Raw genomic sequence first — 12858 nt, 5'->3', positions numbered from 1 at the left:
AGGACCTTGCGCGGGGCGATCCGGTGATCACGCGCTCGGCACCGACGGGGGCCGACGACGCGAACGCCGCGTACGTCTTGCCGGTCCAGCCGGTGTACTCGACGGACAGCTCGTCGACGAGCTTCTGCGCTCCTTCGCCGGTGAGTGCTTCCGTGATCTCGCGCTCTCACGAGATCTCCCGCGTTGTCCGGGGTCTCCCGCACCGCTCGTGCTCCCATACCGGCGGTGCGGTGGTGCGGTGGGGCGGGGGGTGCAGTTCAGCCGGTGCGGTGGACCAGCGCGGTCGCGATTCCGGCGAGGCCCTCGCCCCGGCCGGTGAAACCGAGCCCGTCGGAAGTGGCGGCGGAGAGCGAGACGGGCGCTCCCACGGCGGCCGACAGCACCCGCTGCGCTTCTTCGCGCCGCTTGCCGATCTTCGGCCGTACGCCGACGACCTGGACGGCGACGTTCCCGATCTCGAAGCCCGCTGCCCGCACGATCCGTGCCGCCTCAGTGAGCAGCGTGACTCCGGAGGCACCCGACCACTCCGGCCGCCCGGTGCCGAAGTGCTGCCCGAGATCGCCGAGCCCGGCGGCCGAGAAGAGCGCGTTGCACGCGGCGTGCGCGACGACGTCGGCGTCCGAGTGCCCGGCCAGGCCCGGGCCCTCGCCCTCCCACAGCAGGCCCGCGCACCACAGCTCGCGGCCCTCCTCGAAGGCGTGGATGTCGGTACCGATACCGACGAGCGGGATCACCGGCGCGGGCCGGTGACCGGCCGCCGCGCCCGCGGCGGCCCCCGCCCCCGGAACCGCTTCTCGGGGGCTCGTTTCCCGGGACACCGTTCCCTCGGCCGTCGTTCCGTCCGTCGTCGTGCCCTCGGTCGTCGTTCCCTCGGTCGTCATTTCCTCGGAAGCCGTCCTCTCTTTCTCGGCCGACTTCTCGAATGCCTCAGAAGCCATCGTTCGCCCTCCTGCGCGCGAGTACCGCCTCGGCCAGCACCAGGTCCAGCGGCCGGGTCACCTTGAACGCCTCCTCGTGTCCGAGGACGACCACGACGGGCTCCCCGAGCCGTTCCACCATGCCCGCGTCATCCGTGGCGCCCTCGCCGCCGACGACGACGGTCCGGTGCGCGCGCACGAGGGTGTCGCGAGCGAAGCCCTGCGGAGTCTGCACGGCGCGCAGCCGGGCCCGCTCGGGCGTGCCGAGCACTGGCTCCGGTTCGCCCGGCGCTTTGGGCTCCACCTCCTTGACGGTGTCGGCGAGCGGCAGCGCGGGGACGACGGCAGGCGCGCCGTCGCGCACCGCCTCGATCACCGCGTCCACCGTGTCGACGGGCACCAGCGGGCGTGCCGCGTCGTGGACCAGCACGACGGAGATGTCCTCGGGCAGAACGTCGAGGCCGAGGCGCACCGATTCCTGGCGGGTGTCGCCACCGGGCACGACGAGGTAGTCGGTGCGTTCGGGCAGGGCGTGCTCGTTCAGCAGGTTCTTGACCTCGGGAGCTCCGTCCGGCGGTGCCACGACGACGACCAACGAGACGGAACGGGACGCCGCCATCGCCCGTACCGCGTGGATGAGCATCGGCGTCCCGCCCAGCGCGCGGAGCGCCTTGGGGGCACCCGGGCCGAGCCGGACGCCGCGGCCGGCCGCGGGAATCACGGCGGCGGTGCGGGAGGGATGCGGTTGATCAGACATCGGTTGCACTCCGGAGCTTCGGCATGTTTGTTTCCACGGCCGACGTGGGTATGGCCACAAGCGAGCCGGGCGCCGAGCCGCGACTCGACCGGGCCCTTTCCGTGACACCCGGTCGAAGCCGGACGAGCCGCGTCGGCCGCTCGGGATCGTCTGCGCAAGATCGCGAGCAAAGTATCGAGGGATCGCCGCTGAAGCCAACGCAAGGGTGCGACGAAGCATAATCGTCGCTCTTCAGCCACGTACTGGCTGAATGTGGATGGCTCGTACCGGCTCTTCCGCGCCAGGCGACCGCGCCGCACCCGGATACCGGGAGCCGAGTGCGGGATATCGGTAGCCGGGTCGATGCCCCCGAAGACACCAGACATCGTCCGCAAGCGCGTGTTCGGCCTGTCAGCGTTCCGGCGTGACCCGGACGCGGCCACGTCGCGTATGCGGACATGCCACGGCGCCCGACCGACGCACCATGAATACGGTTGTCAGCGGGCACCGCAGCACATTCTTCACGACCGGCACGAGCCGGTTCAGGACGCGAGTACCTCGTCGAGCAGAGCCTCGGCCTTGTCCTCGTTCGTGTTCTCCGCGAGCGCGAGCTCGCTCACCAGGATCTGGCGGGCCTTGGCCAGCATTCGCTTCTCACCCGCGGAGAGTCCGCGCTCACGCTCGCGACGCCACAGGTCGCGAACCACTTCGGCGACCTTGATGACATCACCGGAGGCGAGTTTCTCCAGATTTGCCTTGTAGCGCCGGGACCAGTTCGTCGGCTCTTCGGCATAGGGTGCGCGCAGCACCTCGAAGACCCGGTCCAGCCCCTCCTGCCCGACCACGTCGCGCACACCCACGAACTCCGCATTGTCCGCCGGCACACGAACCGTCAAGTCGCCCTGGGCGACCTTGAGCACCAAGTAGGTCTTGTCCACGCCTTTGATCTGGCGAGTTTCGATAGCCTCGATCAGCGCGGCCCCGTGATGGGGATAGACCACGGTGTCGCCAACCTTGAACGTCATGTGACAGGTACCCCTTCCGTGGCTATCAAGGGTAACACGAGAACAGCTTCCCCTGAATGACGTTTTCGCAGGTCAGGGCATATCTCGGGGCTTGACAACAGCGACACGTACGTGCTGCGGAAGGTTCACGGAAGCCGATATTCGCAGGTCGGAGCGGCTACACAGGCGGGACGAAACGCGCACCTCGCACACCCCGGAACCCCCCTCCGAAGTGGCTGAATGTCCCGTTTTGCCGGGTTCTCGACGCCGAACTTTCCATAACCTGTTCGAAGAACGCTCACTCGTGCAGACGTATCTGCGGAGGTAAGCGGTGTCGTTCAATGGAATTGATCGACACTCCTCCGTGATCACTTATGCGCATGGAATGCGCCACGCCCATGAATTGATCACCGGCAATATGTGAACGCCGCGTGTCGGCACATATCGACAGCATGCGGCGATCGGATGCGACGACCGGATAGAGCTGCCCGTTCCGTTGGCCGGATGCGGCTGCCCGCCCGGTTGCCCGATCGCGGCTGCCCCGCCTCTTGCCCGGATGCGGCTGCCCGCCTGTTGTGGCCTGCTCACGCTGCCCGTTGCCCGGCTGCGGTTGTCCGTCGCGACAGCCGGACGTGCCGGCCGAAGTGCCGACACGGCGTCGCCGGCCCGTGGGTGCCGCCTCCGGGCCGGAGATACGTCGTCGGCCCGAGTCCGCCGTCGGTCCGGGGACACGTGGTCGCCCAGGGCAGTACCCCCGATCGACCTGGGCAAGCCCCCTCCGGACAGGAAGTCTTCCTCTCCCAGAGAGGCACCCCGGGCCCGGGAGCGGGCCTGTGGGCGTGCCGGGGCGGGGCGTGCGGAGCGGATAAGAGGCGGGTCGGGTGCGGGGCGGGTGGGGCGGCTCGGTAGCCTAAGGCCGCTGACACACACTTAGGGTGGCTTTACGCCGCTCGCAGGGCGACTCCGCGTCGCTCGACCCCACGTCCGCAGTCCGATCGTTCAAGGAGTTGCCGCCGCCGTGAGCCGCAGCCTTCGACACGGCGCCCTCGCCGCCACAGCCATCGTGTTCTCGATCGCCTCGCTCGCCGCGTGCGGTGCGGGCAATGACGCAGCGACGCTCCAGATCAAGCCGGACAGCGCCGCCACCACGTCCGGTGACATCAGCATCCAGAACGCGAACCTCATCACCCAGCCCGAACGCAACGCGGAGGGGCCGGCCGTGGTCTCCGCGACGCTCTTCAACAACGGCACCGAGCAGCAGACTCTCGACTCCATCACCCTGCCGGGCACGAGCGCCACGGTGAAGCTGCACGCCGCCGGGGGCACCGGTCCCGTCGTCGTTCCCGCCGACGGCAAGGTGATCATCGGCGGCAAGGGCAACGCGTCCGCCGTGATTGAGAACGGCCGCGAGGCCGCTCAGAACGGCAACGTCCAGAACGTCGTCTTCAAGTTCAGCTCGACCGGCGAGGTGCCGCTCGGCGTGTTCGTCGTCCCGGCGACCAGCTACTTCAAGGACTTCGGCCCGAGCACCCTGCCGACGCCTCCCGCGAAGTCGTCCGCCACGCCGTCCGGGTCCGCGACCCCGGGCGCCCCGGGCGAGGCCGGCTCCGAGAGCGACACGGCCGCCCAGGACGACGCCGGGTCCGGCGCCCCGTCGGGCGACTGACTGGGCGGACGGACAGGAACGCGAGTTCCTGGTAACACGCACGGAAACGTGAACGGCGGGGGGCGCCCTCCCTTTCGGGGGCGCCCCCCGCCGTCGTGTACCACCAACGCGCGTAACGCCGTCGCATGCTGCCGTCGCCCGCGGGCCGAACGGAACCACGGACCGTCGCGCACCGGCTACCGGCTACCGGCCCGACGGACCGGAGTCCGGAGCCCGGGGTTCGGGCGCGGGGGATGCGGGGCCCAGGGTTCGGGCCCGGGGACGGGGACGGAGGCGGGTCTACGGCTCGAACTTGTACCCCAGGCCGCGGACCGTCACCAGGAAGCGCGGCGCGCCCGGGTCGGGCTCGATCTTGGCCCGCAGACGCTTGACGTGGACGTCGAGGGTCTTCGTGTCGCCCACGTAGTCGGCGCCCCAGACCCGGTCGATGAGCTGCATGCGGGTCAGCACGCGGCCCGCGTTGCGCAGCAGCATCTCCAGCAGGTCGAACTCCTTGAGCGGCAGGTCGACCTTGCCGCCGGCGACCGTGACGACGTGGCGGTCCACGTCCATCCGGACGGGGCCCGCCTCCAGGGCTGCCGGGGTGACCTCCTCCGGCTCGCCCCGGCGTCGCAGCACGGCGCGGATGCGGGCGACCAGTTCCCGCGAGGAGAAGGGCTTGGTGACGTAGTCGTCGGCTCCTATTTCCAGGCCGACGACCTTGTCGATCTCGCTGTCCTTTGCGGTGACCATGATCACGGGCACGTTGGACCTGCTGCGCAGCTGACGGCAGACCTCCGTGCCGGGCAGGCCCGGCAGCATCAGGTCGAGCAGCACGAGGTCGGCGCCGTTGCGCTCGAACTCGTCAAGGCCGTCCGGTCCCGTGGCCGCGACGGCGACTTCGAAACCCTCCTTGCGGAGCATGTAGGACAGGGCGTCGCTGAAGGATTCCTCGTCCTCGACGACAAGCACTCGGGTCACGGAAGGACCTCCGGGGCAGGGATTGGTTCAGCAGGGATTGGTTCAAAGGTGTCGGGGTGAGCAGGTCCGTGAGGACTCTCGTCGCCGTCGGCGACGAGCGATCCGCCCGAGCTGCGGTCCCGTTCCCGTGCGGGGCTCGCTTCGGGCAGCCGCAGGGTGAAGGTGGAGCCCTGGCCCTCCGAGCTCCAGACCGTGACCTCCCCGCCGTGCGAGGCGGCCACGTGCTTGACGATGGCGAGGCCGAGGCCGGTGCCACCGGTGGCCCGTGAGCGGGCCGGGTCGACGCGGTAGAACCGTTCGAAGACCCGCTCGCGGTCCGTCTCCGAGATGCCGATGCCCTGGTCGGTCACCGCGATCTCGATCTGGTCCCCGCCCGGTACGGACACACGCCGGGCGGCGATGCCCACTCGGGTACGGGCGGGGCTGTAGTTGACGGCATTCTCGACGAGGTTGCCGAGCGCCGCGGCGAGCTGACCGCGGTTGCCCCATATGCGGAGCTGCGCGGTGCCGCCCGCCGCCATGGTGATCTGCTTCGAGCCTGCCTGCTGGCGGCAGCGGTCGATGGCCTCGGCCACCAGCTCGTCCACGCGTACCGGCTCGGCGTCCTCCAGCGGGTCGTCGTTCTGCACCCGGGAGAGGTCGATGATCTCCTGCACGAGGTTGGTCAGCCGGGTCGCCTCGATCTGCATCCGTCCGGCGAACCGCTCCACCGCCTCCGGGTCGTCGGAGGCGTCCAGCACGGCCTCGGAGAGCAGCGAGAGCGCGCCGACGGGAGTCTTGAGCTCATGGCTGACGTTGGCGACGAAGTCGCGCCGTACCGCCTCTATGCGTCGGGCCTCGGTGAGGTCCTCGACCAGGAGCAGGAGCAGCCGGGAGCCCAGCGGGGCCACCCGGGCGGAGACCGCGAGGGCCTCTCCGCGGCCGGTGCCGCGGCGCGGCAGATCCAGTTCGACCTGCCTTATCTCGCCGTCCCTGCGGGTGTCCCTGGCCATGTTCAGCATCGCGTCGACGGCGAGCCGTCCTCCTCTGACCAGCCCCAGCGCGTAGGCGGCGGAACTGGCCTTGACCACGTTGTCGCTCTCGTCGAGCACGACTGCGGAGGAGCTGAGCACGGACAGGACCGTGTCCACACCGGGGGGAAGAGCCGCGTTTCCGTCGGGCCGCAGGGAGGTCCGCGTCGGCTTCTTCTGGTCGCGCTCGCTCCAGCGGAACGCGAGCATGGCGATCACGCCGGTACACGCACCGCCGATCGCCGCAGCTGCGGCGACTGCCGCGTTCACGTCCATACGTCAAGGTTATGCGGGTCCGGGAGGACTCTCCCAGCCATCCGGGTGGCTGTCCGAACACTCGTCGCCCAGAGTTCACCGAGGAGCAAGGGACGGTTCACTTGGCCGGTCGGAAGCCGACGCGTACGCCGCCCAAGGTGGCAACGTGGGGCTCACAGCCTTGCCCCGGTATTGCACAGAAGAGTGGAGAGGGACTTCCATGCGTGACGCCTACCACGAGGAACTCGACTCGATCGGCGAGGGGCTGGTCGAGATGGCCCGGCTCGTCGGGTCGGCGATCGGCCGGGCGACAACGGCCATGCTCGATGCCGATCTCAAGCTCGCGGAGAGCGTGATCGCCGCGGACCAGAAGGTCGACGACCTCCAGCACGACCTGGAGGCCCGGGCCATAGCCCTGCTCGCGCGCCAGCAGCCGGTGGCGACCGACCTTCGCATCGTGGTCACCTCGCTGCGGATGAGCGCCGACCTGGAGCGCTCGGGCGACCTCGCCCAGCACGTCGCGAAGCTCGCCCGGCTGCGGTTCCCGGAGTCGGCGGTGCCGCGCGACCTGCACGCGACCATTCTGGAGATGGGGCAGCTGGCCCAGCGCCTGATGGCCAAGGCGGCCGAGGTGATCATCACGAAGGACGTCGATCTGGCCCTCCAGCTGGAGCAGGACGACGACGAGATGGACCTGCTGCACCGCACCCTGTTCCAGCACCTGATGGACGACCGCTGGAAGCACGGCATCGAGACGGCCGTCGACGTGACCCTCCTGGGCCGCTACTACGAGCGCTTCGCGGACCACGCGGTGTCGGTCGCCAAGCGCGTGGTCTACCTGGTGACGGGCGAGCACGCCGACGAGATCCAGCAGCAGGCTCCGGTGGAGGGCGCGTAACCGGACTGAGTGCACGAGGTGCACGAGGTGCACGAGGTGCACGAGGTGCACGAGGTGCACGAGGTGCACGAGGTATCCGGTGTACCCGGTGCAAGTCCCGCGGGGCGGCGGCCCGGGGTCGGCCGACGGTGACCTGACGTTGGCCCGGCATTGGCCTGGCGAGGGAGCGGCCCGGCGGACACGGGGGACGGCACGGCGAGCGGCAATCCGACGGGGGCGCGGGGCGGCGTACGGGGCCGGCGCGGGGCGGCGTACGGGACCGGCGCGGGGCGGCGTACGCGGTCGCATTTCGATCGCACACGCGTTCTGCGCGTGTGCGCCGTTGATGCGCCCGCCCCTGTGGGGATCCAATGGCACGGGGCGCGGCGCATCTTGTCCGTACGCCCCGGCCGGGCGTACGCAGCTGTCGGCGCACGGCCCTGTCGTACGCCTTGAGGAGGAACCATGGCCGATTCCCCCACGACCGACCCCCGGCAGGAGGCCCCCGCCGACGCAGTGCACCTGCCCCTGCTCGGCGCCTGCGGCTGCGGCTCGGGCTGCGGCTGCGGGTGCCAGTCCGGCGCCCCGTGCCAGTGCGGCGGCTGCTGCGGCTGACCCGCCGTCGCGAAGCGACAACGGGCGGGCGCCCCGTGCGGAGCGACATGTCTCCGCGCGGGGCGCCTTCCCGTACGCGTCATAGCCGTGGGTGCGGCCCCCATAAGTCGTGTGTCATGCGCCCCACATGCGCCCCACACGCGTCGCGCCTCGCGCCCCGCGTGCAGGCGCGTGCCATGTCCTGTGGTCGCGTCCTGTGTCCGCCTCACGCATCGCCCATCGCCTGTCGTCCCGCAAGCGTCACGTACGCACGTCGCATGCCGCGCCATGGGTCGCCTGCGCATGCAGGACGGCTCGTCGCCCGTACGGCTGCGGGACACCGTCAGCCGGTCCCGCGGGCCCGTACTCAGCCGGTCTCCACAGGCATGTGCCCGGACGCCGACGGGGCGGACGACCCGTTCCGCGCGCCCACCTCGCTCTCGGCGCACTTCGCACGCTCGGCGTTCTCGGCGTTCTCGGCCCTGCTGCTCCCCGCCCGACCACCCGCCGCCGCGGCTCCGCCGTCGGACGTCGGCACGGGCTCCTCGTGGAGGTGCCGCATGAGCAGCCAGTAACCGAGCGCGGCCCCGGTCCCCAGCACCGCGCACGCCCCCCACAGCCACTGCGCCCCGAAGCGGTCGATGACCTGACCGGACATCAGGGGCGCGACCAGCGCCGCGGCGGACCAGGACATCGTGTACATGCCCTGGTACCGGCCGCGGCCCTGGACGGGAGAGAGCCGGACGACCAAGCCGGTCTGGATCGGCGAGTTGACGATCTCGGCGACCGTCCAGACGCAGATGGTCAGCGCGTACACGGCGACGGACCCGGCGAACGCGGTCAGTCCGAATCCGTATCCCGCCAGCAAGGCGGACACGACGAGCAACCGACGGGGGTCCCGGTGCTCGATGAAGCGGGTGACCGGGATCTGGAGCACCACGATCAGCACTCCGTTGACGGCGATGGCGGTGCCGAAGTCGGAGCTGGAGAACCCGTCCGCCCCCATGGCCACCGGCAGCCCCACGTACCCCTGCTGAAAGATCAGGGAGATGACGAAGGACAGCCCGACGACACTCATGAACCGGCCGTCGCGCAGCACGGTGGAGAGCCGCACCTCGCCCACACGCCCGGCATCCGCCCCGTCGGCAACGGGCCGGCCGGACGCCGCGGCCTTCCCGGACCGGGTCTCGGGCCCGGGCCGCGACTCGGGCACCTTGACGAAGACGACGACGGCGCAGACCAACGTCATCGCGGCCTCGCCCAGGAATCCGGCGAGATAGCTGTACTCGGCGACGAACCCGGCCCCGGCCGACGAGACGGCGAAGCCGAGGTTGATCGCCCAGTAATTGAGCGAGAAGGCCCTCACACGGTCCTCGGGCCGGACGATGTCGGCCATCATGGCCTGGACCGCGGGCCGCGAGGCGTTGCTGGCCATGCCGACGACGAAGGCGACGGCGGCGATCGCCACCGGATCGACCATGAACCCGAGCACGGCCACGGAAACGGCGGTCGACGTCTGCGCGATCAGCATGGTGGGCCGGCGCCCCAGCCGGTCCGTCATCACCCCCGCCCCGAGCGCGGACACGACCCCACCGAGCCCGTGCAGAGCGGCCACCAGACCGGCGTACGAGGCGGAGTAGCCCCGCTCCAGGGTGAGGTAGAGCGCCATGAACGTGGCGACGAACGCTCCCAGACGGTTGACCAGCGTGCTGGTCCACAGCCACCAGAACTCCCGGGGGAGCCCGGACACGGACTCCCGCAGGGCCCGTCTGAGACCGGCGACAGACATACGGAATCCCCCCAGGGAAGTGCGACGCGGTGAGCGCCATCGGTAATAGCCTCGACGGCGATCCGAACATTACGGGTACCGGCTTCCGGATCGCCAGTCGATTGACGCGCCCCGTCAATCGACGCACTCCCGTCCCGCCCCGAGCCGCACCGCCCCCTGTCCTTGTCCTGCCGCCCCCCGGCTCCTGATCCTGGTCAGGGGCCCGATCCCGCCCCGGCCGACCCCTGGGCCGGCCCCGCCCGTCCGCCCTGCGACCATCCGCGCTGCGCCCGTACGGCGTCGATTACGCTCGGGGCCATGGCCGACGCACCGTACAAGCTGATCCTCCTCCGCCACGGCGAGAGCGAGTGGAACGCGAAGAACCTGTTCACCGGTTGGGTGGACGTCAACCTCACCGAGAAGGGCGAGAAGGAGGCGGTCCGCGGCGGTGAGCTGCTGAAGGACGCCGGCCTGCTCCCCGACGTACTGCACACCTCCCTCCAGAAGCGCGCCATCCGCACCGCGCAGCTCGCGCTGGAGTCCGCGGACCGCCACTGGATCCCGGTCCACCGCTCCTGGCGTCTGAACGAGCGCCACTACGGCGCCCTCCAGGGCAAGGACAAGGCGCAGACGCTCGCCGAGTTCGGCGAGGAGCAGTTCATGCTCTGGCGCCGCTCGTACGACACCCCGCCGCCCGCCCTCGAGGACGGCACCGAGTTCTCCCAGAGCGACGACGCCCGCTACGCGACGATCCCGCCGGAGCTGCGCCCGCGCACGGAGTGCCTGAAGGACGTCGTCGTCCGCATGCTGCCGTACTGGTACGACGGCATCGTCCCGGACCTCCTGGCCGGCCGCACGGTCCTGGTCGCCGCCCACGGCAACAGCCTCCGCGCCCTCGTCAAGCACCTCGACGGCATCTCCGACGCCGACATCGCGGGCCTGAACATCCCGACCGGCATCCCGCTCTTCTACGAGCTGGACGCCGACTTCCGCCCCGTGAAGCCGGGCGGCACCTACCTCGACCCGGAGGCCGCGAAGGCCGCCATCGAGGCTGTGAAGAACCAGGGCAAGAAGAAGTAACCGCTGGGCTCCGACAGTCCCCGTCCGCGGTTCGCCGCGGACGGGGACTCGTCGTTGCACGCGGCTGGCCCCGGCGAGAACGGTCCCGGTCCTTGCCTCTCGCGTCCTGGGCCCGTCCCGCCCGGGAGTCAGCGGAGGTCGCCGAGCCCGGCTATGAGCTCCGCGTCGCGCATGCCCGGCAGGACGTACCCCTCTTGCTCATCCCACGGGACATCGACGTCGTCCATGTGCACGTGCCACTCCGCCCCGTCCACGGCACGGCGCAGCTCGGTCACGGAGTCGAGCACATGGGCGACCACCGGCAGCCATCTGCTGGGATCGCTCGGCAGTTTGGTGGACCCGCTGAGGATCTCGTCGTCCTGGTCGTCACCCACGTCGTAGAGGTAGAGATTCTCCTCGTCGTCGTACGGGAACGACGCCGTGCGGGCAGCGACGACGCGCTCGACCGCGGCGGTCTCGGGACCGGCCAATGGCTCTGCCCGACGGGCGCTGTAGTAGACGGAAACGCTCATGGTCCGAGCGTACGACGGGGGTGTGACAACACCGGTCGACCGAAGGGACGGAGCCGGGCGGACCAGCGGACGAGCGGACGAGCGGGGCGGACGAAGACGGGCCACGGCTCCGTGATCGTGGCGGTGGCGGTGGCGGTGGCGGTGGCGGGGAGAACGTCGGTCCGACCGGTAGTCACGCGGTCATGCCTTCGGCCGCCCGGCGATTCCGTCCCTACTCCAACGCCCGCCCCACACGCGCCACAAGACTGTCCCAGGGGCGGCACTCGACCACCGGCAGCCCGTGCCGGCCCGCCTGGTCGGCGAGCCATCGCGAGTAGTCCGCGCTGACCTGTGCCCGGTGCCGCTGCTCGCCGCTGCCCGGCTCCCGGGAGGCGTAGTTGGCGGTGATCCGGTCCGGGTCGTCCTCGTGCAGGAACACCGCCCGTACGCGGCGGCCCGAGCCCGCACTTCGGTGGACGGCCGTCGCGGCGGCGGCCGGGGTGAGGTAGTCGCCCTCGATCACGGCGGGGGCGTCGACGGTCAGGCGGTTGTCGACCACGCCCAGTACCGCGGGTTCCAGGGCGCGGGCGGTGGCGATCTGAAGGTCGAGCACCTCGTCGGCAGGTAGCCGGGAAGTGTCGGGAATGTCGTCGAAGTGGTGGACGGCGGGGTGTTGTTCGGCCGTCGTCATCGCCTCGACCGCGCTGACCACGTCGTCGAACTCGACCACGAACGCCGCATGTTCAACGGCCAGCCGGGCCGCCAGCCGGCTCTTGCCGATGCCGGACGCCCCACCAATCAGCAATATGTCCCATGATGTTCCAGTCACAGGGCGAACATATCGCGCGGGTTCCGCCTCCGCCGCGGCGCCTGGCGTTACCGTGAGGCCGAGCAACGGCCCGTGTGCGGGCGGGAGTCCACCCGTGCGGGGTCGTAGCCGCGCGGGTGCGGTACGGGCCCCCGGCCGGGCCGTGCGCGGAGAGCAAGGAGAGCGGGGAGAGCAACCATGGGCGAGCCCCTGAAGACCTTCGTCGGCGGCGCCGAAGTCGACGTGCCCAATAGCATTCCGGCCATCCGCGCCGCGTTGCCCGAGGAGAGACGGGAGGAGTTCGACCGCGCCATCAACGACGCCGGGGTGGGCGAGATCCAGGCGGTCATGCGGCACTGGATGCTGGAGGCCGTGCCCGATCCGGAGGCCGAGAAGATCCTGGACCGGCTTGCGCAGGACGAGGCCGAGAGGCGGACCGTCGCTTGAGTTTCCGCATCTCCTACGCCCCGCCCGCCGACGACACCCTGGCCAAGATGCGCGACAGCGAGGTCTTCCGGAACGAGATGGCCCGCACCCTGGGCCGGGACCCGTACGGGCACGGGTCCACCGCCGTCAAGAGCGAGCGCGATCGCCGCGAGGCGACGGTCGCCGGGGCGATCGTGCTCTATTACGTGTCCGGGTCGGTCCTGATCGTCACGGTGGTGAGGCTCGTCCCACTGCCGTGAACGACC

Annotated in this window: 14 protein-coding genes; 6 read left to right on the top strand and 8 right to left on the bottom strand. The window is 70.6% G+C overall.

Annotated features, from left to right (window positions below; translation table 11 throughout):
- Nucleotides 1-257: 257 nt before the first annotated feature.
- From ispF to ACGF2V_RS25760, 3 genes are all read right to left on the bottom strand, one after another.
- Nucleotides 258-734: a 2-C-methyl-D-erythritol 2,4-cyclodiphosphate synthase gene (ispF, locus tag ACGF2V_RS25770; protein ID WP_362628272.1), complete on the bottom strand. Its 477-nt coding sequence runs from the start codon at nt 732-734 to the stop codon at nt 258-260.
- Nucleotides 735-927: 193 nt separating this feature from the next.
- A complete protein-coding gene (gene ispD, locus ACGF2V_RS25765) occupies nt 928-1674 on the bottom strand; it encodes a 2-C-methyl-D-erythritol 4-phosphate cytidylyltransferase (RefSeq protein ID WP_362628226.1) in 747 nt (248 codons plus the stop codon).
- 521 nt (nt 1675-2195) lie between these two features.
- Complete coding sequence (locus ACGF2V_RS25760) at nt 2196-2678, bottom strand: CarD family transcriptional regulator (RefSeq protein ID WP_006380568.1); 483 nt, start codon at nt 2676-2678, stop codon at nt 2196-2198.
- A gap of 997 nt (nt 2679-3675) precedes the next feature.
- Here ACGF2V_RS25760 and ACGF2V_RS25755 point away from each other — a divergent pair.
- Nucleotides 3676-4323, top strand: coding sequence for a DUF461 domain-containing protein (locus ACGF2V_RS25755; protein ID WP_362709476.1), 648 nt, complete (start codon nt 3676-3678; stop codon nt 4321-4323).
- A 279-nt stretch (nt 4324-4602) separates the two neighbouring features.
- Here ACGF2V_RS25755 and ACGF2V_RS25750 read toward each other — a convergent pair whose 3' ends face one another.
- Together ACGF2V_RS25750 and ACGF2V_RS25745 are read right to left on the bottom strand one after the other, a co-directional pair.
- On the bottom strand, nt 4603-5283 hold the full coding sequence (locus tag ACGF2V_RS25750) for a response regulator transcription factor (protein WP_073789279.1): 681 nt from the start codon (nt 5281-5283) through the stop codon (nt 4603-4605).
- Nucleotides 5280-6569: an ATP-binding protein gene (locus ACGF2V_RS25745; RefSeq protein WP_362628232.1), complete on the bottom strand. Its 1290-nt coding sequence runs from the start codon at nt 6567-6569 to the stop codon at nt 5280-5282. The genes ACGF2V_RS25750 and ACGF2V_RS25745 overlap by 4 nt, the downstream gene beginning before the upstream one ends.
- Nucleotides 6570-6768: 199 nt before the next feature.
- Here ACGF2V_RS25745 and phoU point away from each other — a divergent pair, with 199 nt between their 5' ends.
- Entirely contained in the window at nt 6769-7446 is a 678-nt protein-coding gene (gene phoU / locus ACGF2V_RS25740; RefSeq protein WP_362628234.1) for a phosphate signaling complex protein PhoU, read from the top strand.
- A 444-nt stretch (nt 7447-7890) separates the two neighbouring features.
- The gene (locus ACGF2V_RS25735; protein WP_187438691.1) at nt 7891-8040 is read left to right on the top strand and encodes a hypothetical protein; all 150 of its coding nucleotides are present in this window, start codon (nt 7891-7893) and stop codon (nt 8038-8040) included.
- A gap of 346 nt (nt 8041-8386) precedes the next feature.
- Here the strand turns inward: ACGF2V_RS25735 and ACGF2V_RS25730 are convergent, their stop codons facing one another.
- Nucleotides 8387-9808: an MFS transporter gene (locus tag ACGF2V_RS25730; protein WP_362709473.1), complete on the bottom strand. Its 1422-nt coding sequence runs from the start codon at nt 9806-9808 to the stop codon at nt 8387-8389.
- A gap of 297 nt (nt 9809-10105) precedes the next feature.
- Here ACGF2V_RS25730 and ACGF2V_RS25725 point away from each other — a divergent pair, with 297 nt between their 5' ends.
- Nucleotides 10106-10867 carry a phosphoglyceromutase gene (locus ACGF2V_RS25725; protein WP_073789283.1) on the top strand — a complete coding sequence of 254 codons (762 nt, stop codon included), beginning with the start codon at nt 10106-10108 and terminating at the stop codon, nt 10865-10867.
- A gap of 128 nt (nt 10868-10995) precedes the next feature.
- Here the strand turns inward: ACGF2V_RS25725 and ACGF2V_RS25720 are convergent, their stop codons facing one another.
- Nucleotides 10996-11379, bottom strand: a complete 384-nt coding sequence (locus tag ACGF2V_RS25720; RefSeq protein ID WP_362625015.1) for a hypothetical protein — start codon at nt 11377-11379, stop codon at nt 10996-10998.
- 211 nt (nt 11380-11590) lie between these two features.
- Nucleotides 11591-12187 carry an AAA family ATPase gene (locus ACGF2V_RS25715; protein WP_362709469.1) on the bottom strand — a complete coding sequence of 199 codons (597 nt, stop codon included), beginning with the start codon at nt 12185-12187 and terminating at the stop codon, nt 11591-11593.
- 177 nt (nt 12188-12364) lie between these two features.
- On the opposite strand from ACGF2V_RS25715, the gene ACGF2V_RS25710 reads away from it, so the two are divergent.
- Nucleotides 12365-12613, top strand: a complete 249-nt coding sequence (locus tag ACGF2V_RS25710; RefSeq protein WP_073789286.1) for a hypothetical protein — start codon at nt 12365-12367, stop codon at nt 12611-12613.
- Nucleotides 12610-12852, top strand: a complete 243-nt coding sequence (locus ACGF2V_RS25705; RefSeq protein ID WP_362625011.1) for a hypothetical protein — start codon at nt 12610-12612, stop codon at nt 12850-12852. The genes ACGF2V_RS25710 and ACGF2V_RS25705 overlap by 4 nt, the downstream gene beginning before the upstream one ends.
- Nucleotides 12853-12858: the final 6 nt, after the last annotated feature.

Source organism: Streptomyces sp. NPDC047982 (assembly GCF_043204165.1).
Classification (GTDB): domain Bacteria; phylum Actinomycetota; class Actinomycetes; order Streptomycetales; family Streptomycetaceae; genus Streptomyces.
The sequence above is the reverse complement of the archived record's forward strand: the minus strand, read 5'-3'. Positions and strand labels throughout refer to the sequence as shown.